General features: G+C 70.8%; 25 protein-coding genes and 3 pseudogenes. 11 read left to right on the top strand and 17 right to left on the bottom strand.

The genetic code is table 11. From position 1 onward, the window contains the following. Positions 1-34 precede the first annotated feature (34 nt). The gene (locus OOK07_RS02450; protein ID WP_266794829.1) at positions 35-493 is read right to left on the bottom strand and encodes a pyridoxamine 5'-phosphate oxidase family protein; all 459 of its coding nucleotides are present in this window, start codon (positions 491-493) and stop codon (positions 35-37) included. A 150-nt stretch (positions 494-643) separates the two neighbouring features. Between OOK07_RS02450 and OOK07_RS02445 the strand changes: the two genes are divergently transcribed. Further along, on the top strand, positions 644-1,036 hold the full coding sequence (locus tag OOK07_RS02445) for a VOC family protein (RefSeq protein ID WP_266794828.1): 393 nt from the start codon (positions 644-646) through the stop codon (positions 1,034-1,036). A 47-nt stretch (positions 1,037-1,083) separates the two neighbouring features. After that, positions 1,084-2,163 (top strand): adenosine deaminase, encoded by a 1,080-nt coding sequence (locus OOK07_RS02440; RefSeq protein WP_266676405.1) that lies wholly within the window; start codon positions 1,084-1,086, stop codon positions 2,161-2,163. On the opposite strand, the gene OOK07_RS02435 is transcribed toward OOK07_RS02440, so the two are convergent. Together OOK07_RS02435 and OOK07_RS02430 are read right to left on the bottom strand one after the other, a co-directional pair. Further along, positions 2,145-2,660, bottom strand: coding sequence for a mycothiol transferase (locus OOK07_RS02435; RefSeq protein WP_266794827.1), 516 nt, complete (start codon positions 2,658-2,660; stop codon positions 2,145-2,147). The genes OOK07_RS02440 and OOK07_RS02435 overlap by 19 nt on opposite strands. A gap of 17 nt (positions 2,661-2,677) precedes the next feature. Continuing rightward, positions 2,678-3,571, bottom strand: a complete 894-nt coding sequence (locus tag OOK07_RS02430; protein ID WP_266676401.1) for a LysR family transcriptional regulator — start codon at positions 3,569-3,571, stop codon at positions 2,678-2,680. A gap of 134 nt (positions 3,572-3,705) precedes the next feature. On the opposite strand from OOK07_RS02430, the gene mgrA reads away from it, so the two are divergent. After that, on the top strand, positions 3,706-4,698 hold the full coding sequence (gene mgrA / locus OOK07_RS02425; protein WP_266676399.1) for an L-glyceraldehyde 3-phosphate reductase: 993 nt from the start codon (positions 3,706-3,708) through the stop codon (positions 4,696-4,698). A gap of 172 nt (positions 4,699-4,870) precedes the next feature. Here the strand turns inward: mgrA and OOK07_RS02420 are convergent, their stop codons facing one another. Then, on the bottom strand, positions 4,871-5,158 hold the full coding sequence (locus OOK07_RS02420) for a DUF1905 domain-containing protein (RefSeq protein WP_266801874.1): 288 nt from the start codon (positions 5,156-5,158) through the stop codon (positions 4,871-4,873). Positions 5,159-5,229: 71 nt separating this feature from the next. Next, positions 5,230-5,616 carry a nuclear transport factor 2 family protein gene (locus OOK07_RS02415; protein WP_266794826.1) on the bottom strand — a complete coding sequence of 129 codons (387 nt, stop codon included), beginning with the start codon at positions 5,614-5,616 and terminating at the stop codon, positions 5,230-5,232. A gap of 321 nt (positions 5,617-5,937) precedes the next feature. Here OOK07_RS02415 and OOK07_RS02410 point away from each other — a divergent pair, with 321 nt between their 5' ends. The 3 genes and pseudogenes from OOK07_RS02410 to OOK07_RS43600 all read left to right on the top strand — a co-directional run. Next, on the top strand, positions 5,938-6,348 hold the full coding sequence (locus tag OOK07_RS02410; protein WP_266676393.1) for a hypothetical protein: 411 nt from the start codon (positions 5,938-5,940) through the stop codon (positions 6,346-6,348). Positions 6,349-6,407: 59 nt separating this feature from the next. Further along, positions 6,408-8,756, top strand: coding sequence for an ABC transporter ATP-binding protein/permease (locus OOK07_RS02405; RefSeq protein WP_266794825.1), 2,349 nt, complete (start codon positions 6,408-6,410; stop codon positions 8,754-8,756). Between the two features lie 59 nt (positions 8,757-8,815). Beyond that, a pseudogene (locus OOK07_RS43600) lies at positions 8,816-9,036 on the top strand (hypothetical protein); the annotation flags it as partial. 274 nt (positions 9,037-9,310) lie between these two features. Here the strand turns inward: OOK07_RS43600 and OOK07_RS02400 are convergent. Both OOK07_RS02400 and OOK07_RS02395 read right to left on the bottom strand, forming a co-directional pair. Beyond that, entirely contained in the window at positions 9,311-10,585 is a 1,275-nt protein-coding gene (locus OOK07_RS02400) for a streptophobe family protein (RefSeq protein ID WP_266794824.1), read from the bottom strand. A gap of 148 nt (positions 10,586-10,733) precedes the next feature. Then, positions 10,734-11,075 (bottom strand): hypothetical protein, encoded by a 342-nt coding sequence (locus OOK07_RS02395; protein ID WP_266794823.1) that lies wholly within the window; start codon positions 11,073-11,075, stop codon positions 10,734-10,736. A gap of 2 nt (positions 11,076-11,077) precedes the next feature. On the opposite strand from OOK07_RS02395, the gene OOK07_RS02390 reads away from it, so the two are divergent. Further along, positions 11,078-11,533, top strand: coding sequence for an ATP-binding protein (locus OOK07_RS02390; protein ID WP_266676385.1), 456 nt, complete (start codon positions 11,078-11,080; stop codon positions 11,531-11,533). Positions 11,534-11,588: 55 nt separating this feature from the next. Here the strand turns inward: OOK07_RS02390 and OOK07_RS02385 are convergent, their stop codons facing one another. Further along, a complete protein-coding gene (locus OOK07_RS02385) occupies positions 11,589-12,476 on the bottom strand; it encodes an RNA polymerase sigma factor SigF (protein ID WP_266676383.1) in 888 nt (295 codons plus the stop codon). Positions 12,477-12,581: 105 nt separating this feature from the next. Further along, positions 12,582-13,361, bottom strand: a complete 780-nt coding sequence (locus OOK07_RS02380; protein WP_266801873.1) for a class I SAM-dependent methyltransferase — start codon at positions 13,359-13,361, stop codon at positions 12,582-12,584. 87 nt (positions 13,362-13,448) lie between these two features. Between OOK07_RS02380 and OOK07_RS02375 the strand changes: the two genes are divergently transcribed. Then, on the top strand, positions 13,449-13,874 hold the full coding sequence (locus tag OOK07_RS02375) for a helix-turn-helix domain-containing protein (protein WP_266676381.1): 426 nt from the start codon (positions 13,449-13,451) through the stop codon (positions 13,872-13,874). A 21-nt stretch (positions 13,875-13,895) separates the two neighbouring features. On the opposite strand, the gene OOK07_RS02370 is transcribed toward OOK07_RS02375, so the two are convergent. From OOK07_RS02370 to OOK07_RS02360, 3 genes are all read right to left on the bottom strand, one after another. After that, the gene (locus OOK07_RS02370; protein ID WP_266676379.1) at positions 13,896-14,498 is read right to left on the bottom strand and encodes a ClpP family protease; all 603 of its coding nucleotides are present in this window, start codon (positions 14,496-14,498) and stop codon (positions 13,896-13,898) included. 1 nt (position 14,499) lies between these two features. Further along, complete coding sequence (locus OOK07_RS02365) at positions 14,500-15,138, bottom strand: ClpP family protease (protein WP_266676377.1); 639 nt, start codon at positions 15,136-15,138, stop codon at positions 14,500-14,502. Between the two features lie 108 nt (positions 15,139-15,246). Beyond that, positions 15,247-16,506 carry an epoxide hydrolase family protein gene (locus OOK07_RS02360; RefSeq protein WP_406313269.1) on the bottom strand — a complete coding sequence of 420 codons (1,260 nt, stop codon included), beginning with the start codon at positions 16,504-16,506 and terminating at the stop codon, positions 15,247-15,249. A gap of 130 nt (positions 16,507-16,636) precedes the next feature. Between OOK07_RS02360 and OOK07_RS02355 the strand changes: the two genes are divergently transcribed. Then, on the top strand, positions 16,637-17,119 hold the full coding sequence (locus OOK07_RS02355; protein ID WP_266794821.1) for a VOC family protein: 483 nt from the start codon (positions 16,637-16,639) through the stop codon (positions 17,117-17,119). Positions 17,120-17,254: 135 nt separating this feature from the next. On the opposite strand, the gene OOK07_RS02350 is transcribed toward OOK07_RS02355, so the two are convergent. From OOK07_RS02350 to OOK07_RS02335, 4 genes and pseudogenes are all read right to left on the bottom strand, one after another. Then, positions 17,255-18,169: an SGNH/GDSL hydrolase family protein gene (locus tag OOK07_RS02350; protein WP_266794820.1), complete on the bottom strand. Its 915-nt coding sequence runs from the start codon at positions 18,167-18,169 to the stop codon at positions 17,255-17,257. 219 nt (positions 18,170-18,388) lie between these two features. Then, positions 18,389-18,878, bottom strand: a pseudogene (locus tag OOK07_RS02345) (SAM-dependent methyltransferase); the annotation flags it as partial. Beyond that, positions 18,878-19,153 (bottom strand): annotated as a pseudogene (locus OOK07_RS02340) (Crp/Fnr family transcriptional regulator); the annotation flags it as partial. The pseudogenes OOK07_RS02345 and OOK07_RS02340, both read right to left, overlap by 1 nt. After that, the gene (locus OOK07_RS02335) at positions 19,149-20,162 is read right to left on the bottom strand and encodes a zinc-binding alcohol dehydrogenase family protein (RefSeq protein ID WP_266801872.1); all 1,014 of its coding nucleotides are present in this window, start codon (positions 20,160-20,162) and stop codon (positions 19,149-19,151) included. The gene OOK07_RS02335 and the pseudogene OOK07_RS02340, both read right to left, overlap by 5 nt. Before the next feature lie 152 nt (positions 20,163-20,314). On the opposite strand from OOK07_RS02335, the gene OOK07_RS02330 reads away from it, so the two are divergent. Then, positions 20,315-21,109, top strand: coding sequence for a VOC family protein (locus OOK07_RS02330; RefSeq protein WP_266676370.1), 795 nt, complete (start codon positions 20,315-20,317; stop codon positions 21,107-21,109). Positions 21,110-21,209: 100 nt separating this feature from the next. After that, positions 21,210-21,905, top strand: a complete 696-nt coding sequence (locus tag OOK07_RS02325; RefSeq protein ID WP_266676368.1) for a ribonuclease H family protein — start codon at positions 21,210-21,212, stop codon at positions 21,903-21,905. Between the two features lie 46 nt (positions 21,906-21,951). Here the strand turns inward: OOK07_RS02325 and OOK07_RS02320 are convergent, their stop codons facing one another. Further along, the gene (locus OOK07_RS02320; protein WP_266676366.1) at positions 21,952-22,404 is read right to left on the bottom strand and encodes an SRPBCC family protein; all 453 of its coding nucleotides are present in this window, start codon (positions 22,402-22,404) and stop codon (positions 21,952-21,954) included. Positions 22,405-22,473 lie beyond the last annotated feature (69 nt).

The following is a 22,473-nucleotide window of genomic DNA, read 5'->3' as shown; positions in this document are numbered from 1 at the left end:
CCGCCTCGGGCCGGCCACGACGCCTGCGGCCGCCTCAGGCCACCCAGGCGCCGTCCCTCATGAGATGCCGCCTGGGCAGCTCGTGTTGTTCGTGCCAGGCCTGGACCGCGTAGGGGCGCACGCGAAAGAAGGCGTATGTAGCGCTGTCCTGCCGGGGATCCCAGCCCGTCTTGGCGAGGAACGCCTCGGCCGCCGCGCTCGGCACCTCCCGCAGGGTGCTGGTCTCGACGTGCCCGTCGATGAGCACCACGTCCCGGGTGTCTCCGAACGCCAGCCGGGCCCGCCGGCCGTCCCGCAGATTGCGGCCGGTCGGATTCGTCGTACGGGTCGCCAGCCACACGGACTGGGCGTGCCACACGAACCAGAGCGGGACCAGGGACGGCAGCCCGTCGGCGTCCGCCGAGGCCACCCAGATGTCGATCTCCTTCTCCAGCCGGTGCAGGACGTCCTGCCTGCGCTCTCGGGGGTCGCGCGGCGGCGTGTCGATCTTCATGGCCGGAACGCTAGCCGGTCGACGCCGGCCCGCGCGTCGGTCCTGAGTCCGGCCTCGGCTCGTACGCGGGTCCTAGGTCCGGATGTGACTGGCGTCAGGTGCGTTTTACGTATAACCTCTCCCGTCAATCCCCCCTTCCGGAAGGCACCGATGAGACGCGTCGCCCTGGTCACCCTCGTCGTCGACGACTATGACGAGGCGATCCGCTTCTACACCGAGGCCCTCGGATTCCGGCTCGTCGAGGACGCGCCCCGCCCGGACGGCTCCCGCTGGGTCGTCGTCGAGCCCGGCGCCGGCGGACAGGGCGCCGGCCTGCTGCTCGCCCGGGCCAAGGACGAGGCGCAGCGCGGCCGGATCGGGGACCAGACCGGCGGGCGCGTCGGGTTCTTCCTGCACACCGACGACTTCGCCCGCGACCACGCCCGTATGCTCGCCGCCGGCGTGACCTTCCTGGAGGAGCCCCGGCATGAGCCGTACGGCTCGGTCGCCGTCTTCCAGGACCTGTACGGCAACCGCTGGGACCTGCTCCAGCCCGCCGACTGACCGATACCCTCCATCACCCCGCTCGCCCCGCCCAGGAAAGACGCACCATGACCGCTACGCGCGTAGACCCCGCTGTTCTCCGTCGGCTGCCCAAGGCCGTCCTGCACGACCACCTCGACGGCGGCCTGCGCCCCGCCACCGTGGTGGAACTCGCGGACGCGGTCGGCCACAGCCTGCCCACCACCGACCCGGACGAGCTCGCCGCCTGGTACTTCGAGGCCGCCAACTCCGGCGACCTGGTGCGCTACATAGCCACCTTCGAGCACACGCTCGCTGTCATGCAGACCCGCGAGGGCCTGCTGCGCACGGCCGAGGAGTACGTGCTCGACCTGGCCGCGGACGGCGTCGTGTACGGCGAGGTGCGCTACGCCCCCGAGCTGAACACCAACGGCGGGCTGACCCTCCCCGAGGTCGTCGAGACCGTCCAGGAAGGGCTCGCGGCGGGCATGGCGAAGGCGGCCGCGGCCGGCACCCCGGTCCGGGTCGGCACCCTCCTGTGCGGCATGCGGATGTTCGACCGTGTGCGCGAGGCCGCCGATCTCGCCGTCGCCTTCCGGGACGCCGGTGTCATCGGCTTCGACATCGCAGGCGCGGAGGACGGCTTCCCGCCCGCCGACCACCTCGACGCCTTCGAGCACCTGCGCCGCGAGAACGTCCCGTTCACCATCCACGCAGGTGAGGCGCACGGCCTGCCCAGCATCCACCAGGCGCTCCAGGTGTGCGGCGCCCAGCGCATCGGCCACGGCGTGCGCATCACCGAGGACATCCCCGACCTCGCGGCCGGCAAGCTCGGCCGGCTCGCGGGCTGGATCAGGGATCGCCGGATCGCCCTGGAGATGTGCCCGACGTCAAACCTCCAGACGGGCGCCGCGGCGTCGATCGCCGAGCACCCGATCACGGCCCTGAAGGACCTCGGCTTCCGTGTCACCCTCAACACCGACAACCGTCTGGTGTCGGGCACGACGATGACCCGTGAGATGTCCCTGCTGGTGGAGCAGGCGGACTGGACGGTCGAGGACCTGCGCGCGGTGACGGTGAACGCACTGAAGAGCGCGTTCATCCCGTTCGACGAGCGCAGGGCCCTCATCGAGGACGTCGTCCTGCCGGGCTACGCAGCGGCGCTCTGAACCAGCCCCCGTACGTAGGCGGCCTGTCCGACGTGCTGGAGCTCGTCGGACAGGACACTGACCAGCCGCACACCCAGGGTGACCGGCGGATCCCAGCGTTCGTCGACGACGCGCTCCAGGTCCCCCGCCGCCACCTCGCGCAGGACGCCGAGGCTCTGCTCGTGGACGGCGTCGTAATAGCCGGTCAGCAGGTCGCCGGAGTCGACCCGCACCTTGGCGACCTGCGCGGAGCTGTGCCCGTAGCCCGTGTCGTGGCGCGGCAGGTCCAGCCCGAAGCGCTTCTCCCAGTCCTGTGTGAGCCACACCTGGTCGAGACCGAAGGCGTCGGCGATGTGGTCGTCTTGGACGCGGGTGAGATGCCAGACCAGCCAGGCCACGGAGTTGGCGTCGTCGGAGGGGCGGGCGTTGAGGGCGTCCGGGCCCAGGCCTTCGACGGCGGCGTGGAGTTCTTCCTGGATGCGGTTGAACGCGTCGATGAGGATGTCCTTGGCATGCATGCATCCACCATCGCGCATCACACCCCGTCCTGCGTCCCCTGTTCCAGAAGTGCCATCAGCGCCCGGGCCGCCGGACTGGTCGCCTGCTGCGGCGGAAGCAGCGCCACCGTCTCGTAGACCCTCTCGCCCGTGCCCTTCACCGGCAGGGCGGTCAGCGCCTCGCGCTTGTGCCGGAAGTGGCGGGGCACGACGGCGATGCCGAGGTTCTCGTCCACCAGGTCCAGCAGGCTGTGCACGTCGTTGACCTCCAGCGCGACCGTGCGCCGTACGCCCGCTGCGGCGAAGGCCGCGTCGGTCGTGCGGCGCGGACCCCAGTCCGGGTGGAAGTCCACGAAGACCTCGCCGCCGAGGTCGTCCGGCGTGACCGCCGCACCGCCGGTCGCCAGACGGTGGTTCGGGTGGCACAGCACGGTCATCGGTTCGGCGGTCAGCGACACCGAGCGCAGCTGGTCGGTGTCGGCCTGGGTCCGGTAGGCGAAGGCCAGGTCCAGGCGTCCGGCCGCGACCTCCTCCGCCAGCGCGCCCGAGCCCGCCTGCCGCAGCCGTATCTCCACGTCCGGGTGGCACCGCCGGAAAGCGGCGAGCAGACCCGCCACACGCACTCCCGCGATGCACTGCTCGGTGCCCAGCGCGAGCGTGCCGCGCAGCACGCCCTGCACGGCCGCGACCGCCTCGTGCGCGGACCGTACCTGGGCCAGGATCCGCTCCGCCTCGCCCAGCAGCGCGCGCCCGGCCTCCGTGAGAGTCACACGGCGTGTCGTCCGCACGAACAGGGGGGTCTGCAACTCCCGCTCCAGCGCCCGGATCGAGGCCGACAGGCCCGACTGGGACACCATCAGCCGTTCCGCCGCCCGGGTGAAGTGCTGGTCCTCGGCGACGGCGACGAAGTGCTGGAGATGGCGCAGTTCCATGATTGAGAAGACTATCCGCTGAGTTCCATCGGATTCTCCTGTTGGACCACTGCCCGCAGGCCGCGAAAGAGTGGGTGATGGTTTCCCACCCGTTGCAGAAACCGGACATTTGCGCCAACCCCTCTGGAGTCGCGTTGTACACCGCACACCCCGACCGCTACGCGGACCTGCCCTACCGGCGCACCGGACGCAGCGGCCTGAAGCTTCCCGCGATCTCGCTCGGCCTGTGGCACAACTTCGGCCCCGACCGCCCCGTCGAGACCCAGCGGGCCATCCTGCGCCGTGCCTTCGACCTCGGCGTCACCCACTTCGACCTGGCCAACAACTACGGCCCGCCGCCCGGCGCCGCCGAGTCCGCACTCGGCGAGGCGCTGCAGGCGGACTTCGCTGACTACCGCGACGAGCTGGTGATCTCCACAAAGGCCGGCTACCTGATGTGGCCCGGGCCGTACGGCGAGTGGGGCTCGCGCAAGTACCTGCTGTCCTCGCTGGACCAGAGCCTGAAGCGGATGGGCCTGGACTACGTCGACATCTTCTACTCGCACCGGCCGGACCCGGAGACTCCCCTTGAGGAGACGATGGGTGCCCTGCACTCGGCGGTCCAGCAGGGCAAGGCGCTCTACGTCGGCATCTCCAACTACTCGGCGGAGCAGACCCGGGAGGCCGCCCGCATCCTCGGCGAGCTGGGCACCCCGCTGCTCATCCATCAGCCGCGCTACTCGATGCTGGACCGCCGCCCCGAGGACGGGGGCCTGCTGGACGCCCTCGACGAGCTGCAGGTCGGCTCGATCGTCTTCTCGCCGCTGGAGCAGGGTCTGCTCTCCTCCCGCTACCTCGACGGCATTCCGGAGGGCTCGCGAGCGGCGAGCGACAGCCCCTTCCTGAACTCGGACGCGGTCACCGAGGACCTGGTGGGCAAGCTGCGCGCACTCGACGAGATCGCCAAGGGCCGTGGCCAGACCCTGGCCCAACTCGCCCTGGCCTGGGTGCTGCGCGGCGGCCGGGTGACCTCCGCACTGGTCGGCGCGAGCAGCCCGCAGCAGATCGAGGACAGCGTCGCGGCCACTCGGAACCTGGACTTCGATGCCGAGGAACTGGCCCGCATCGACGCGATCGTCACGCGGTAGGGCGCTCGCTGATCTGCCGGAGGCGGGCAGCCGCCTCCGGACCGGCGGTGCGGGAAGTACGCCGGGCGTCTGCGCGTCCTCGTACCGCGGTGGACGCAGCCGAGACCGGCCGGCGGCTGTAGGCACCGCACACCCGGCGCTGTCGGGACGCCGCCGGGAGCCGGGCCGGCCGTCAGGAGCTGAGCCGTTCCTCCAGGCGCACGGTGACCGTGTCGCCCTCGCCCTTCCCGATGGCCCTGCGGATGTCGGCTTTCACCGGCAGCTTGTGCGTGCCGTCCCCCAGGGGCATGAACGAGCTGCGGAAGGGGTGTCCGTCGATCGTGCCGCGGACCTTGACGAGTCCCCGGGTGCCGAAGAACTCGGCGCTCCCCGGCCAGACGAGATAGGTCCAGCCGCGGTCCTCCGCGCTCTTGCGCAGGACGGCGGTGAACTCCTCGTCCAGCTTGGTGATCGTGGTCATGGTGGCTCCTTCGCTCGCGGTGGCCTGGTACTTCTGCAGACCGCCGCGAGCGGGGAAACTCATCGCGGAACTCAGGCCCCGGCGGGCACCCGGTCCAGAAAACCGAGCACGGACCGGATCCGGCCGTCCGCCTCCAGCGTGATCACGTCGAAGCCGGCGACCGGCGCGGCGCCTCCTCCGGCCTCGCTGACCAGTTCCCAGGAGAAGCGCGCTGTGTCGTGATGGCCGTCCACTGCGCCGGTCTGCCGGAAGGCGAACCCCGGGAACTGCTCATGCGCCGCCGCGATCAGGGCGGCGATCTCCTCGTGCCCGCCGACGTCGGCGAGCGGGTCGGTGTAACTGCCGTCCGGCGTCCAGGCGGCGGCCACCGCCTTGGCCAGCTCCTCGGGCTCGCCGGCGTTCCAAGCCTCGAAGTAACGGGCGACGGCGCTTTCGTAACGGTTGGTGTTCGCGGGCATGGCGATCAGCCTCCATCGAGGTGGTCATTGCTGGTCAGGTCCCGGATTCGCGCTCCGGCGAATCGGTACGCCCACCATGCCCGCGGCGCCGCGCACCGTCGATTACTCCTCGGGTAATGGCGGCGCTCACCGGAATTCGGCCAACTGGCCTGGCGAATATGCCAGGAGACTGGCCGGAAAGTCATGGTGACAGTGTTTCAGTAGTGAACATACTCAACACTGTGGAACTTCACGGCGAGCGAAGTCGCCGTCACGCACAGCACATGAGCCGCATCGAAAGTGAGGACAGCCGAGAGGCGAACGAGCAGCGGGGGAGAGAACGTGCACGACGAGTTCTTATGCCACGTCACGGCGTACGGCGTCTGCGGAGGCGAGCGTATAGGGGTGCCTTTAGGCACGTATCGGGCCCCGACGCTCGCCCTCGCCCTGTGGTGGCTGCGCGATCGCGCGAACTGGATCGCCGATCGCCTCGATCCGCAGCCGGAGGCGGAGCACTTCCCGGCGAGTTCGCTCGTGCCGGTCGCCCATACTGTGCCCGACGTGCCGACCGTAATGCGCACGTGGTGCACCAGTGACGCCCAACAGGAGCTGGTGGCATACGAGTTGGCCGCCGGACGCCTGGTGCGCCTGGTGACCAGTGATGACACCACCGAGTACGAGCTGCTCGCCGAGTCCATCGACGCCCTGCGTATGCAGCGAACCGTCCCGGGGCTCTTCCTGCCCGTCGGCTGACCGATGGCTGCGCCTGCCGCATCAGGCGCACATACGGACGAATCGGTAGAATCCTGTCCATGACAGAGCGGCCGGTCGCACCGTCCGCGCCCGAACTCGTCGTGGAGACCGAGGCGGGCTCCACGGTGATGAGTCCGGGCCGCGACTACCACGTCGGACGCGACCCGTTGAGCGACATCGTCATCGACGATGCGAGGGTCTCGTGGCACCACGCGGTGCTGCGCCCGGACGCCGATCACTGGACCCTCGAGGACGACAACAGCACCAACGGCACCTTCGCCGACGGCCGCCGCGTCCGCGCGTGGGGCGTCGGTCCCGGCAGTGTGATCCACTTCGGCAACCCGTCCGACGGCCCGCGCGCCGTCCTGACCCGCGCTTCGGCGCCGGTCCCCGAGCACCCCACGGCGGCTGCCGCGGTGTCGATGCCGGGCGTGACCGGCACTTTCCGGCGGCCCACCAGCGTACGGCCGCTGCCCGCGCGCACCGTCCGCATCGGCCGCGCCCCCGAGAACGACCTGGTCATCGACGACCTGGTCGTCTCACGCCGGCACGCCGAACTGCGCGCCCGGTCCAAGGGGGCGTACGAGATCGCCGACCTGGGCAGCCACAACGGCACGTTCCTCAACGGCTCGCCCGTCACCGTCGCCCCGATCGGCCCCGGCGACATCGTCGGCATCGGCCACTCGGCGTTCAGCCTGGTCGGCGACCAGCTCCAGGAGTACGTCGACACCGGCGAGGTCTCCCTGGACGTCCAGGACCTCACGGTCGCCGTCGACCGCGGCCGCAGGACCCTCCTCGACCACGTGTCCTTCCCGGTGGGGCGGAAGTGCCTGCTCGCCGTCGTGGGCCCGAGCGGCGCCGGCAAGTCCACGCTCCTGAACGCCCTGACCGGCCAGCGGCCCGCCGACCACGGCACCGTCCTCTACGACGGCCGTGACCTCTACCGCGACTACGCCGAACTGCGCCAGCGCATCGGCCTGGTCCCGCAGGACGACATCCTGCACGCCCAGCTGACCGTCCGCAGCGCCCTGTCCTACGCCGCCGAGCTGCGCTTCCCGCAGGACACCGCCAAGGCCGAACGCCGAGCCCGGGTCGACGAGGTCATCCGCGAACTGGGCCTGGAACAACGCGCCGGGCAACCGGTGCACAGCCTGTCCGGCGGGCAGCGCAAACGGGTCAGCGTGGCCCTGGAGCTGCTGACCAAGCCGTCGCTGCTCTTCCTCGACGAGCCGACCTCGGGGCTGGACCCCGGCATGGACCGCTCGGTGATGCACATGCTGCGCGGCCTCGCCGACGACGGCCGGACCGTCATCGTCGTCACCCACAGCGTGCTGAGCCTCGACGTCTGCGACCGGCTCCTCGTACTCGCGCCCGGCGGCAGGATCGCCTACTACGGCCTGCCCGAGGACGCCCTCGCGTTCTTCGGCTTCGAGCAGTGGCCGGAGGCCTTCGAGTCCTTCGAACGGGACCACGACCGGGACTGGGCGGGCGACTTCCGCTTCTCGCCCTTCCACCGCCACTACGTCAGCGAGGCGACGGCACAGCCCCGCGTGTCCCGCTCGGGCCCGGTCGTCATCACCGCGCCGCCCCGGCCACGCAGCCGGGGCGCCCAACTCGGCACCCTGGTGCGCCGCTACGCCGCCGCGCTCGGCGCAGACCGCACCTTCCTCGCCATCATGATCGCCCTGCCCTTCGTGATGGGCGCCATGGCCCGCGCCCTGGCCGGCAGCAAACTGACGCAGTCGACGGCCATGAACGCGCTGCTCATCCTCTGCGTCGGCGGAGTCCTCACCGGCGCGGCGAACGCCGTACGCGAACTCGTCAAGGAACGAACCATCTACCAGCGCGAGCGGGCCGTCGGCCTGTCCAGATCGGCGTACCTGATGTCGAAGGTCGTCGTGCTGGGCACGATCACCGTGCTGCAGGCCGTGGTGCTGAGCCTGGTGGCCCTCCTCGGCGTCAACCTCAACGCGCCCGGTGGCGAAGGCGTGTTGATGCCGCCCCTTGTCGAAATCACCGTCGCGGTCGCCCTGCTGGCGTTCACCGCGATGATGCTCGGCCTGCTGGTGTCCGCGCTGGTGCGCAAGGAGGAGGTGACGATGCCGCTGCTGGTGCTGCTGGCCATCGTCCAAGTCGTCCTCTGCGGCGCCCTGTTGAAGCTCGACGGCGTTCCGGGTCTGGAGCAGCTGTCCTGGCTGGTGCCCTCGCGGTGGGCGCTCGGCGCGATGGCAGGCACGGTCGGGCTGGCGCGGATCCTGCCCGGCGACCTGACCGGCGATCCGCTGTTCAGGCATTCGGCCGGGGTGTGGCTGCTGAACATCGCCATGCTGGTGGTGCTCTCGGCGGTCTTCGGCTTCGCGGTGTCCCGGCTGCTGCGTCGGCACGAGCCCGCCGTGATGCGGAAGTAGGAGCCGCGACGGCCACCCCCGGCTGCCACCGGCCCACCTCCGTCGTCCCCCAGCACGGCATGCCCGCCTGGGAGGCCCCCGATCCGGCGCGGCCCGCCGTACCCCTCGACCCGCTCCTCCCGGTCCAGCTCGTCGAGCGGCGCGGAGACCGGGGCACGTCGTGCGCGCCGACGGCTGGTCCGCGTGGGGCGACGGCCGCTTCCTGGTCGCCGTACCGCAGCACCCGCCCGCCCGGCTGACGGAGTCCCGCCCCGAACTCGCTCCTCGGGCCGACGCCGTGTTCACCCAGGCCCTGGCCAAGAGCCCGGACTACCGCCACGACTTCGCCTCGCATTCGTCGCCGCCCTGCGCATGCCGTGACGGGCGCGCCGGGCGCCAGGCCATCCGCCGACGGAGGGCGACCTACGGGTGGTCGGTGCGGGGGAGGGGCGGCCGGAACCGCCACCGTACTGGGCGGAACCGGTCTTCCCGAGCCGCAGCCAGGCCCCGGCACCTCCCATGCCCTGGAGGCCGTGGAGGAGCGTGCCGGGTGTCGCTCCACTCCATGGACGGCATCACGCTTCCCACTCCTGCTCGGTCGCGCCCCGCCGCCGCACCTGCCTTGCCAGCAGCGCACCGAGGAAGCCGGTCACCAGCCCCCACAGCACGGCGAAACCCAGCGCGGTCCACACCTTCGGCTTCAGAGACAGGTCCCCCAGATCTCCGCCCAGGTCCCCGATGCCGAGGACGGACAGCCCGTAGTGCGCGGAGATCCGGCCCACCAGGCAGATCATGAGCACCGTCAGCGTGAGGGCGACGGCCATGCGCAGGGCGTGCTGCCAGGCCTTCGTCCGGGCCGGGGAGCGGGCAGCCATCACGAACGCGGCGGCCAGCAGCAGCACCGCGTCGACGGCCAGGAGCCACCACACCCGGCCGTCGTGCTCGGCGAGCGTACGAAGGTTGAGCGTGGAGACGTCCTTGGTGCGCAGCACCTCGTCGAGCACATGCGGCATGGGCAGCCCGAACGGCCCCTGCACCCGCCCGGTCCAGGTGGCGCCGAGCCCGAGCGTGAGCACCGGCCAGGTCAGGTTCGGCATGCCCAGCAGGATGACAGCGAGGGTCTCGGCGGGGTGGCCACGGGTCACCGCGACGACCAGCGCGATGAGGACGCCCAGGGCGACGAACGCGAGCAGCAGGACGACCATGGCGTACGCGGCCGGCCGCACCGACTCCTGGAAGCGCAGCAGACGGCCCGGCAGCGGTGCCCCGCGCGAGACCAGCAGGGCCAGCAGCAGCACACCGGCCGGCCACAGCAGGCCGAAGACCAGAGTCAGCGGCACGTCCGTACGGAAGCCGACTTTCGGGGACACGCCGAACAGGTCGCCGAGATCGCTGATGGTCCCCTCGCCGAGGGAGAGCGAGAAGGTCTGCCGGGCGCCGAAGGCCAGGCCGAGCAGCGCGAGCAGCCACAGGGCGGCGATCCTGGCGGCCCAGCCCGCCAGCTCCGGGGCGCCGGCGACCGCCCGGTGGCGCAGCGGACGCAGGAACGCCGCCGCGAGGACGAGGGCCCCGGTCAGCGTGACCGACAGTGGGATCACGGTCAGTCCGGCCGCCGACTCGGCGAGTGCGCCGGCGTTCCCGGAGAGTTCGATCGTGCCGCCGACGGCCGTGACGACGGTCGCCGCGACGACCCTGGGGAACGCGCCGTCCGGGAGGTCGCCCGCTCCCGCCGCCCACAGTCCCAGGGCGGCGACCGCCCCCATGGCGATCAGCGCGGCCAGTACGGCTGCGAGGGCCTGCACCCAGCCGTGGCGGGCGGCGACGGAGGCGGAGGGGGTTCGCGGGCTCACTCTCGCCACGCTAGGCAGCGCCCGCACGCCCCGCCCGCCGGGAGGGCCGTCCGCGTCGGCTCGCGGGCGGCACGAAACCGGGGCACACGATGGTTCTTCAGGTAGGAAAGCGGCGTGGACAGGGACGGGCCGCCAGGCTCTTCGTGATCTACGACCCCCAGGGCACCCCCACCACCTGCCCGCCGACGTCCACCGCCCCGTCCTCCTCCTCGCCGAGCTCCGAGCCGCCCTGCACCGAGCCCGGGGCGAGCGAGCCCGAGTCGCCTCCGGCCTCGTCGTCCGAGGCACCCCTCGGCTCCGGTACGACGATCGCCCAGACGCCGCCGAACCAGGCCGCCGGCGCGTAAAATGCTGCGAAGCCGACCTGCACATCACCGGCGCTGTGCGCCGAAGCGGACAGATCGGCCCGCAAGGGGGACTGCCGGGCGCGGCTCGGGGTACGAGCACAGATGCAGCAGCGTCCGGCCAGGCCGGCTTCCGAGAGAGACATGCATGATCGAGCACGTGGGCGGGGCAGTGATACCGACTGGTTTCGACGTGCCCGTCGAACCGCTACGGCGGGCGGCGCACTACACCGGCGAACCGGGATCCATCGCCGAGGCACGGTCCTTGGCCGCGCATTTCGTGGACCAGCTCAGGACCGAGTGGTGCGCCAAGATCGCGGACCGCGCCGAGGAGGAGGTGCTGCTCGTGGTCAGCGAGCTGGTCACCAACGCCGACCGGCACAGCAACGGTCCGTACATCCTGGAACTCGAAGGCACGGACGTCTCGGTGACGGTGTGCGTCTACGACAGCAGCGCAGCCCTGCCGCGCCGCTTCCCGCGGGACCCCGAGCGCGTCGGCCGGCACGGTCTGGAGATCGTCCACGTCCTGGCGAAAAGGGTGACCGTGGAGCGGGTGCCGGTCGGCAAGCGGGTGTGCGCCGTGGTGGCCCTGAACGGCGAATGACCGCCGAAGTCGCCTGTGACGACTTCGGCGGTCATGAGACGATTGTGCCGGTCACTTACGCGTAGTCGAGTTCGCCCAGCATCCCCTCGCGCAGTCGCGCGATGATCCGCTTGATCAGGCGCGACACATGCATCTGCGAGCAGCCGAGCCGTTCACCGATCTCCGCCTGCGTGGCCTCCTCCACGAACCGCATGTGGATGATCTGCCGGTCGCGTTCACCGAGTTCCGCCATGAGCGGGGCGAGCGACTGGAAGTCCTCGACGAGCCGCAGCCCGTTCTCCTCCACACCGATGAAGTCGGCGAGCACCGCCTCACCGCCCTCCGGACCGTCGCCGGTGAGTGCGGCGTCCAGCGACGAGGAGTTGTAGCCGTTGGAGGCTATCTGCGCCTCGATCACCTCTTGCTCGGAGATGTTCATCAAGGTGGCGAGCTCGGGGACCGTGGGGTCACGGTCCAGCCGGCTGGCCAGCTCCTCGCGCGCCTTGGCCAGCTCCACCCGCAGCTCCTGCAGCCGGCGCGGCACGTGCACCGCCCAGGTGGTGTCGCGGAAGAAACGCTTGATCTCGCCGACGATGTACGGCAGGGCGAACGAGGTGAACTCGACCTCGCGGGACAGTTCGAAGCGGTCGATCGCCTTGATCAGACCGATCATCCCCGTCTGGACGAGGTCCTCCATGTCGTCGCCGCGCCCCCGGAACCGTCCGGCGGCGAACCGCACCAGCGAGATGTTCATCTCGATGAGCGTGTTGCGCGCGTACTGGTATTCGTGCGTGCCCTCCTCGAGTTCCGAGAGGCGCTGGAAGAACTGGCGGGACAGTTCCCGTGCGTCACGCGGAGCCACCGAGCGTGGCTGTGCGATCCCCGGCAGTGGTCCATCACTCGTGCAGGTTTCGGCGGCCTTCTCGACAACCTTTGCCTCCGACCGTTCCACGGCGGTGTCCATTTTCCCTCTCCCACGAAAGTCACGGTGCGACGTCAGTACTGTCTGCGGCGAGTCCTTCGTGATGCGGGTACCCGGCCTGCGCCGGTGCATGCATGCCTGTTGGTGTCACTCTCCGACGCGGGTGGCCACGATCAGGTCGTGGAGGTAGCGCTTGGTGACGGTTCCGCCGTGCCGCGTCTCGATCAGCCGGCGCAGACACGTCAACAGATTCTGCCGTGCCGTCTCCTCCAGCGCACGGTGGCCCGAGTAGGTGAGCAGGACGTCGATGTACTGGTCGGTCGTGTAGGTGATGTCCCGGGTGTGGCGGGTCGCCACGACCTGCTCGAAGTGCGGGGAGCTCTCCAGTTCCCCGCAGTCCGTGGGGATTTCGGAGGCCGGCTGCAGGCGCAGCCCGGGAGGTGTGGCCGGATCCCAGCGCTCGTAACAGCGCTGCGCCTGCGCGAAGAACTCCGTGGTGCCGCCGGCCACGTGGTCGGTGACGACGAGGGCGAGACACCCGCCGGGACGCAGCGCCCCGGCCGCCTTGACCACCCGTACCGCCGGGTCGAGCCAGTGGAAGGCCGTCGCGCACACCACCAGGTCGAAGGGCTCTTCCGGCAGCTCCCAGTCCTCGAACGCCGCCACCCGCACCTCCACGCGCGGGAAGGCGCTCAGCCGCTGCCGGGCCACTTCCGCCATCGCGTCACCCAGTTCCACCGCGATGACACGGCAGCCGGACTCCGCCAGCGAGACGGTGAGCTGGCCGGTACCCGGGCCGATCTCCAGGACCCGGCTGTCCGGGCCCAGCCCGGCCGCACGGGCCAGCTCGTCGACCAGGGCGCGGGGATACCGCGGCCGAGCCCGGTCGTACAGTTCGGCAGCCTCGTTGAACGTGTCCCGCAGCACCGTCACCACATCCTTCGCCTCCGCGATTCCACCAAGGGCAGAATGCCGATCTCTTCCCATCGGGGCGAGGGAATTTAGGCTGAGGAGGTGAGCAGCCAAGCGCCGAACGAAGCCCGAGTCATTGAGCTGCGCCGCCCGCAGGGCGCGCGGCCGGTCGCCCCTCTCCCCGCGCGCCCGGCCCCCACGGCCCCCGTGCCCGCAGCACCCAGGGAGCCCCTGTGGCGCGACCTGGTCGGGGACGTCCTGCGGCGCGAACGCCTCGCCCAGGAGCGCACCCTGAAGGACGTTGCCGACGAGGCCCGGATCTCCATGCCGTACCTCTCCGAGGTGGAGCGCGGCCGCAAGGAGGCCTCCTCGGAGGTCCTCGCGGCCGCCGCCCACGCCCTGGGGCTCGGCCTGGGCGACCTGCTGTCGCTGGCCCAGGGAGAGCTCACCCGGATCACTGCCCGGTCGGCCAACAGGAGCCGCCGGACGTCCACTTCGCCGTACAACGGACTGTGCCTGGTCGCCTGACGGCCGATCCCGGCCGGCGCCTCAGACCGCCACCAGGCGTCGGCTCAGCACCTCGTCGGCCAGTCCGTACGCCACCGCCTCCTCGGCGGTGAACACCTTGTCGCGGTCCATGTCCGCGCGCAGCGTCGGGATGTCCTGGCGGGTGTGCCGAGACAGCACCTCCTCGACCTGGGCGCGGATCCGGACCATCTCCTTGGCCTGCAGAGCGAGGTCGGAAATCATGCCCCGGCTGCCACCGCTGGCCGGCTGCCCGAGGAGTACGCGCGCGTGCTCCAGCACGAACCGTCGCCCCGGATCCCCGCCGGCCAGCAGTACGGCAGCCGTGGAGGCCGCCTGCCCGACGCAGAACGTCGAGATCGGCGCCTGCACGAACGTCATCGTGTCGTAGATCGCCATCAGCGAAGTGAACGAGCCGCCGGGGGAGTTGAGATAGACCGCGATCTCGTTCTCGGGGGCCGACGACTCCAGATGGAGGAGTTGCGCGATGACGACGTTGGCGACGCCGTCGTCGATCTCGGTGCCGAGGAAGATGATCCGTTCCGACAGCAGCCGGCTGAACACGTCGGAGGACCGCTCGCCGTTCGCGGTCCGCTCGACGACGTACGGAATCGTGTAGTTCGCCATGTCACAGCCCCATCCGTCGCTTCGAGGCGGCAGGGCGGACATCGGCGAGCGACTCCAGCACCCGGTCCACCATGCCGTACTGCCTGGCCTCCTCGGCCGTGAACCAGCGGTCGCGGTCGCCGTCCCGGGCGATGGTCTCCGGGGTCTGGCCCGTGTTCTCGGCGATGAGCCGCTCCATCGTCCGCTTGGTGTGCTCCAGGTTCTCCGCCTGGATCTCGATGTCGGCGGTGGTGCCGCCGATGCCCGCCGACCCCTGGTGCATCATGATCCGCGCGTTCGGCAGGGCGTACCGCTTGCCCGGCGTGCCGCCGCACAGCAGGAACTGGCCCATGCTGGCCGCGAAGCCCATGGCGAGCGTGGAGACGTCGTTCGGGATCAGCCGCATCGTGTCGTAGATGGCGAGGCCCGCGTGCACGGATCCGCCCGGGCTGTTGATGTACAGGCTGATGTCGGTGCGCGGGTCCTCGGCGGACAGCAGGAGCAGTTGCGCGCAGACCCGGTTCGCGGACACCTCGTCGACCTGGGTGGCGAGGAACACGATGCGCTGGCCGAGGAGTTGGGCCGCGAGATGCTCGTCGAACCGGCCGGGTGGGGTGTCGCCCTCCTCGGCGCGGGGCGAGAGCGTGGTCAGTGGAGTCATGGTCTCTCCTGTCGAGTGGTGATGCCGTCGACTCCACTCTTGGCCCGGGGCCGCGCCCCGATGCGGTTTCTCTGCCCGCGGCAGATTCGCCACGGGCAGAGCCCGCCCTCAGCCCTGCTCGCGCAGCTGCCGGAAGAAGGCCCGCACATCGCCCACCAGCAGGTCCGGCTCCTCCATCGCCGGGAAGTGCCCGCCCCGGTCGAACTCCGTCCAGCGGACCAGGTTCTCCGTGCGCTGCGCCTTGTGCCGCAGCGGGAGCTGCGGCTCGGCCGGGAAGAGGGCGAGCGCGGTCGGCGCGGCCGAGGGCTCGGTGGGCAGGGCGGCGCGGCCCGTGGTGTGCGCCCGCTCGTAGTAGATGCGGGCGGCGGAACCCGCGGTCCCGGTCAGCCAGTACAGCATCACGTTCGTGAGCATCCGGTCCCGGTCCACGGCCTCCTCGGGCAGCAGATCCGAGTCCGTCCACTCCTGGAACTTCTCGACGATCCAGGCGAGTTGGCCCACTGGCGAGTCGGTGAGCGCGTACGCCGGAGTCTGCGGCCGGGTGGCCTGCAGGACGGCGTATCCCGTGCCCTCGCGCGACCACTCGCTCCACCGGCGCCACGACAGCAGCGCCCGCTCCTGCTCCTCCGTGCCGAGTGCGTCCAGCTCCTCCGGCGTCGGTTCGGTGGCCTGCTGCCCGCCCGGCAGCAGGTTGAGATGGACGCCGGTCACCCGATCGGGGTGGGCGCGTCCCAGCTCGCGGGAGATGGCGGCACCCCAGTCGCCGCCCTGCGCACCGAACCGCTGGTAACCGAGCCGGCGCATCAGTTCGGCCCACGCGTCCGCGACCCGGCCCGCCTCCCAGCCCGTGTCCGCGGCGGGACCGGACAGTCCGAACCCGGGGATGCTCGGCACGACGACGTGGAACGCGTCGGCCGGGTCCCCGCCGTGCGCCGCGGGGTCGGTGAGCGGTCCGACCACGTCCAGGAACTCGACGATCGACCCCGGCCAGCCGTGGGTGATGATCAGCGGGGTGGCGTCCGGCTCGGGGGAGCGGACATGCGCGAAGTGCACGGTCGAGCCGTCGATCGTGGTCGTGAACTGCGGCCACTGGTTGAGCTGCGCCTCGGCGGCCCGCCAGTCGTACGAGTGGCGCCAGTACCGGGCCAGCTCGCGCAGATAGCCGACGGGTACGCCGTACGCCCATCCGGTGCCGGGCAGCTCGTCCGGCCAGCGGGTGCGGTCGAGACGGTCGTGCAGGTCGTCGAGCTCGCCCTGCGGGATGGCGAGACGGAAGGGGCGAATGCCGTCGGCGTTCCCGGCGTTCCCTGTGCTCTCCGTGCTGCCTGAGTTGTCTGCGTGCTCAGCGTTCCCTGCGGGCGAAGACATCATGATGGCTGTGAGCCTCTTTCGGTCGGTGCCGGGGCCGCCCGGATCAATTCGCGGCGCGACCGATGAGTTCCGCGGTGAGGATCGGTCGACAGAAGTGACCGTGTACCACGCCCCAGGAGGAGAACACATGACCACCGACGGATTCACCACGTGTCTCTGGTTCGACGGCCAGGCCGAGGAGGCCGCGCACTTCTACGTCTCGGTCTTCAAGAACTCCAGCATCGGCAGGGTGTCCCACTACACCGAGGGCGCCATGCAGCCCGCCGGCACGGTGCTGACCGTCGACTTCACGGTCAACGGCCACAAGTTCGTCGCCCTGAACGGCGGCCCCCAGTTCAAGTTCACCGAGGCGATCTCCTTCCAGATGTTCTGCCAGAACCAGGAGGAGATCGACCACTACTGGACCAAGCTCACCGAGGGCGGCGGCGAGCCCGGCCCCTGCGGTTGGCTCAAGGACCGCTTCGGAGTGTCCTGGCAGGTCATCCCTGAGGGCCTCGACGAGATGATCAGCGACCCGGACACGGCGAAGTCGAGCCGTGCGATGCAGGCGATGCTGAAGATGCACAAGCTCGACATCGCCGCCCTGGAGAAGGCCTACAAGGGAGAGTGACGGCCGGCCCACCTCCCGCCCGGCGGGCGGATGGGCCTCGACCGTTCGTCGCCTGCGAGGTGGAGGCCCACGCAGGCGTCGCCACCTCGCCGGCCGGCGGAGCACGGCGGAGGCCCGGCGCCACCTCGAACCGGCTCATCGAGTGCGAACCCGGTCCGCGACCACCCGCGTGATCTCCCGGGCCATCCGCAGGATGCCGGGGGAGCGCACCGGGCACGGCTTCGGTGTGGAGGTGGTGGGCGCAAGGCAGAAGTGCAGATAGTCCGCGTCGAGATGGAGGGCGGTGCGGCCGCGGCCCGGCTGGGTGCAGTAGCCGGCGTGCGCCTGCTCGTAGCCGGTGCACGGCAGGTACTGGGCCCAGGTGTAGCGGGCCCCGGCAGGGCTCACCGCGGCGCCCGCGTCGGCGACCAGATCGCCCGAGGCGGCGGCCTGCTGCTCGTACATCTCGTTCACGCGCCGGACCCGGTCGGGCGTGATCGGGTCGGGCCCCTGCAACACCCACACGATCTTCGGAGGGTGGTCCCCGCCGGCCGCGGCGATCTGCTCGGTGAGCCGGCGCAGATCGGCCCGGTAGCGCGTGAAGTACCTCTGCTGCGAGGCGTTGTAGGTGATCCCGTCCATGCACCAGGTGTAGCCCCACGCGTTGCCCCAGAACTGCAGCACCACATAGTCCGGATGCCGTGAGCGGACCAGCGCGGCCGCCTTGTCCGCGTCCGGAACGAGCGAACGCTTCCCCGTCCCCTCCAGGTAGTCGCACAGCGTGGTGCCCGAGTAAGGGGCGCTCGTGTACGACGCTTCGAGGTCGCCGCGGAGTTGCTGCCCGAGGACGTTCTGCGCCTCCATCGCGAGCGAGTCGCCGAGGTACAGCACCCGAGGTGCCACCGCGGCCGTGCCGGGGGAGACCGGTGCCCGCTGGTGGGTCGTCGTGGCGGACGCTCCTGGCACGGTGGGGGACGGGGGCGCCGCCTCCGGCCCGGACGACGGGTCGCCGCACGCTCCGAGCAGCAGCACTCCGGTCAGCAGCACCCCCACGAACCACGGCTTCCGCATACGGCAACTCCAGCCCCGGCAAGCGAAAACGGCTCCCCAGGCAAGCACAGGACGGCCCAAGGCGGAAGACACAGAGGTGAGTCCACTCGCTGCCCCGCCGCTCCAGGAGGGAGTTCCGGCACGGGGTCGTGCGATGCGGGACTGACGAAGAAACCGCAGGAGCCCGCGCCGGAACGTGCGCCCCGGCGCGGGGGAGTACCTACGACGTGGCCGGGTGCCTCAGACCCGGTCCGCGGCGATCAGCAGGTACTGGAAGCTGCCGTTCTTGCACGCGGTCAGAAACGTGTCCTCGATGCCGGTGACCAGGTGCTCGGCCCGTCGGCGCAACTCCCAGTAGGGGATGGTGGCCGGGGTGAGGTCCTCCACATGGACGGGTACGAGACGGTGACGGGCCATCGCCCGGAAGTACTCCGAACGCGGGTGGATGTCGCAGATGTAGTGGGCGTTGATGAGGGACACCTCGCGGGACGCCTGTCCGTAGGTGTCGTTGTAGCAGCCGGTGACCCACCACATAGCGTCCGCCGCGGCGCAGCAGCCGGGAGTGCTCGGCGAACAGCTGGTCCAGCTCGACGTACATGGTCGACTCGTTGTTCCACGACGCGGCGTAGGCGCCCGTCGTGAAGCCGGTGTCGAGCATGTTGCGGTGGTGGTAGCGCACCCGGCCGTCGATGTCCCGCCGGCGCGCCTGCTCATTTGCGAACGCGGCCTGAGGGACGGCACCCGGTCGGTGAACTCCCTGACGACGTCCCAGGGCAGCGCCAGCAGCACACCGGCCGTCTCCGCCCGCACCGAGCTCAGCCACAGCGGGTCGGACTGCCCGATGGCCTCGTCGCCCATCTGGTCGCCGCCGGCGACGACCCCGATGACCTCCTCCTCGCCGTACTCGCCCGCCGCGTAGCGGGTGAACCTGCCGTGCACGACGAGGTAGGCCTCCGTGACCGGCTGCCCGGCCTCGAACAGCACCTGCCCCGCCCGCACCTCACGACACGTCGTTCACCAGCACCGCCGCCCCGTCGAAGCGACCCGCCTTGAGATCGCGCAGTGCCCTGTCGGCCTGTGTCAGGGGGTAGGCGTGGGTCGTCGCGTGGATGTCGTGCCGGGCGGCGAGGGCGAGGAACTCACGCCCGTCCTGACGGGTGTTGGAGGTGACGCTGCGCAGCTGCTTCTCGTAGAACAGCTCGGTCTCGTAGTGCAGTGCCGGCGTGTCACTGAGGTGGATGCCGGCGACCGAGAGGGTGCCGCCGCGGTCGAGGGCCCGCAGTGCGACCGGTACCAGGTCCCCGGCAGGCGCGAACAGGATCGCGCTGTCCAGCGGCTCCGGCGACATGGCGTACGCGTCCTGCGCGGAGGCGGCGCCCAGATCGAGCGCCAGCCGCCGTGCGGCCGCCCCGCGCGTCAGGACGTGCACCGTGGCGCCCTCGGCCAGCGCCAGCTGCGCGCACAGGTGGGCACTGCCGCCGAACCCGTACAGACCGAGCCGTCCGCCCGGCGGCAGCGCCGCCCGCCGCAGCGCGCGGTAGCCGATGATCCCGGCGCACAGCAGCGGCGCGAGAGCCACTTCGTCGACGGGGCCGGCCTCCGGCAGTCGGTATGCGAACCCTGCGGGCACGGTGGTGTACTCCGCGTAGCCGCCGTCCGTGTCCCAGCCGGTGTACCGCGAGAACGGGCACAGGTTCTCGGCCCCGCGCGCGCAGTAGTCACATGTGCCGTCCGTCCTGCGCAGCCATGCCACGCCCACCCGGTCACCCACGGCGAAGCCGCCGACCCCCGCCCCGAACCCGGCCACCAGGCCCACGACCTCGTGCCCGGGCGTGACCCCCGCCCGGTGCACCGGCAGATCACCCTCGGCGACGTGCAGATCGGTCCGGCACACCCCGCATGCGCGTACGTGCACGAGGAGTTCGTCCTCGGCGGGCACCGGCACCGGTTTCACGACGCGTCGCAGGCCCTTCTCCTCGACCGGCCCCGGCGTCACCACCGACCACGCGAGCATCGTCCCGTCCGCCATCGCGCACCCCGTCCGCAGCGTCCAAGCCCTTTCCCGTCCAGTCTGAAACGGAGCGAGGCGTTCGGCGCGCGCTTCGGCGGGCGCATGACTAGCGTGAGGAAACGGACCATCCACCGATTCGGGAGAGGGCCGCTGCCATGGCCGTACAACCTGAGGGAACCCCCTGCTGGGCCGACGCGATGTTCGGCGACGTCGAGGGAGCGAAGAGCTTCTACGGTGACGTCCTCGGCTGGACCTTCGGCGAGGCGTCGTCGGAGTACGGCAACTACACCCAGGCCTACGTGGACGGCAAGGCGGTCGCCGCCGTGGTGCCGCCGATGCCCGGCCAGGAGGGCCACTCGCAGTGGTGCCTCTACTTCGCGTCGCCGGACGCCGCCGCCACCGCCGCCCGCATCCGGGAGAACGGCGGCCAGGTGCTGATGGAGCCGATGCAGGTCGGCGAGTTCGGCACCATGTGCATCGCCAGCGAGCCCAGCGGTGCCGTCTTCGGCGTGTGGCAGGGCGGCACCCACGAGGGCTTCGAGGCGACCGCCGTGCCGGGCGCCTACGGCTGGGCCGAGGTCTTCACCCGCGAACCGGAGAAAGCGGACGCGTTCTTCAGCGCCGTCTTCCGGTACTCGGCGCAGCAGATCGTCGACGACGCGGTCGACTTCCGCCAGTTCAACCTCGGTGACACCACGGTCCTGGGCCGTATGAAGATGGGCGACGAGTTCCCGCCCGAGGTGCCCTCCTACCTCAATCTCTACTTCGTCGTCCCGGACTGCGACGACGCGGTGGCCAAGGCGACCAAGCTCGGCGGTGTCCTGCGGTTCGGGCCGATGGACAGCCCGTACGGCAGGTTCGCGGCACTCAGCGACCCGCAGGGCGCGAGCTTCTCGGTGATCGACCTCACGCGGTCCGAGGGCGAGCTGCCGAAGACCAAGGACGTCTGACAAAGGACGTCTGACAGAGGACCGACGACGTCTGAGCGAGGACCTGGAGACGTCCGCGGACCGCTCCAGGAGGGTGCCGGAGGCCCCGTCCGCCCGTGGCATGATCGAGCCCATGGGTGAACGTGTGGTGGCCGCGTGCGACGGGGCCTCGAAGGGAAATCCGGGACCGGCGGGCTGGGCGTGGGTGGTCTCCGACGACTCCGGGACCGCGGCCCGCTGGGAGGCGGGGCCGCTCGGCAGGGCCACCAACAACGTCGCCGAACTCACCGCGCTGGAACGCCTGTTGACGGCGACCGACCCGGGCGTCCCGCTCGAAGTCCGCATGGACTCCCAGTACGCCATGAAGGCGGTCACCACCTGGCTGCCCGGCTGGAAGCGCAACGGCTGGAAGACGTCCGCCGGCAAGCCGGTCGCCAACCAGGAACTGGTCGTGCGCATCGACGAACTGCTCGACGGCCGCTCGGTCGAATTCCGTTACGTACCCGCCCACCAGGTCGACGGCGACCCGCTCAACGACTTCGCCGACCGCGCCGCCAGTCAGGCCGCGAAGGTGCAGGAGCCCGCAGGCAGCGCACTGGGTTCGGCCGAGCCGCCGCCCTCCCCGGACACCCCGAAGTCGAGCGCCCCGCGCCGCAAGCCCGCCGCGTCCCGGCAGCGCGGCGACTCGTCCCGCACCCTCAAGGCGAAGTTCCCCGGCCGCTGTCTGTGCGGCCGTTCCTACGCGGCCGGCGAGACCATCGCCAAGAACGCGCAGGGCTGGGGGCACCCGGAGTGCCGTACGGCGGAGGCCGGTTAGGGCCTCCGCCGCACTCCGCGAGGGTGCCGGTCGGGTGCGGCGTCGGTCAGACGATCACGCCGCGCCACTCCCCGGACTCCTGGCCGCGCTCCTCGATGAACTTCTTGAAGCGCTCCAGGTCGCCCTTGGTCTGCCGCTTCACGAACCCGAGCTTGTCGCCGACCTGCTCGGTGATGCTGTCCGGATGGAAGTCCATCTGCAGCATGACCTTGGTGTGGCTGTCGTCGAGACGGTGGAACGTCACCGCTCCGGCCTGCCGGGCCTGGCCCGCGACCGTCGTCCAGGCGACCCGCTCGTCCGGGATCTGCTCGGTGATCTCCGCGTCGAACTCGCGGTGCACGCCATTCACGCTGGTCACCCAGTGGGTGAGCGTGTCGGTGTGCTGTTCGATGCGGTCGACGCCGTTCATGAACTCGGGGAACGTCTCGAACTGAGTCCACTGGTTGTACGCGGTGTGCACCGGGACGCCGACCTCGATGGATTCCTCGACCTGCGACACGGGCGAACCCCTCCTTCTCATCGGTTGCGTCCGGCGCGGGTACCCGTGACCTGCGGGGCAAACCACCCT

It is taken from the genome of Streptomyces sp. NBC_00078 (assembly GCF_026343335.1).
Lineage (GTDB): Bacteria > Actinomycetota > Actinomycetes > Streptomycetales > Streptomycetaceae > Streptomyces.
Note: the sequence above shows the minus strand (reverse complement) of the source record. Positions and strands in the feature narration are given on the sequence as shown.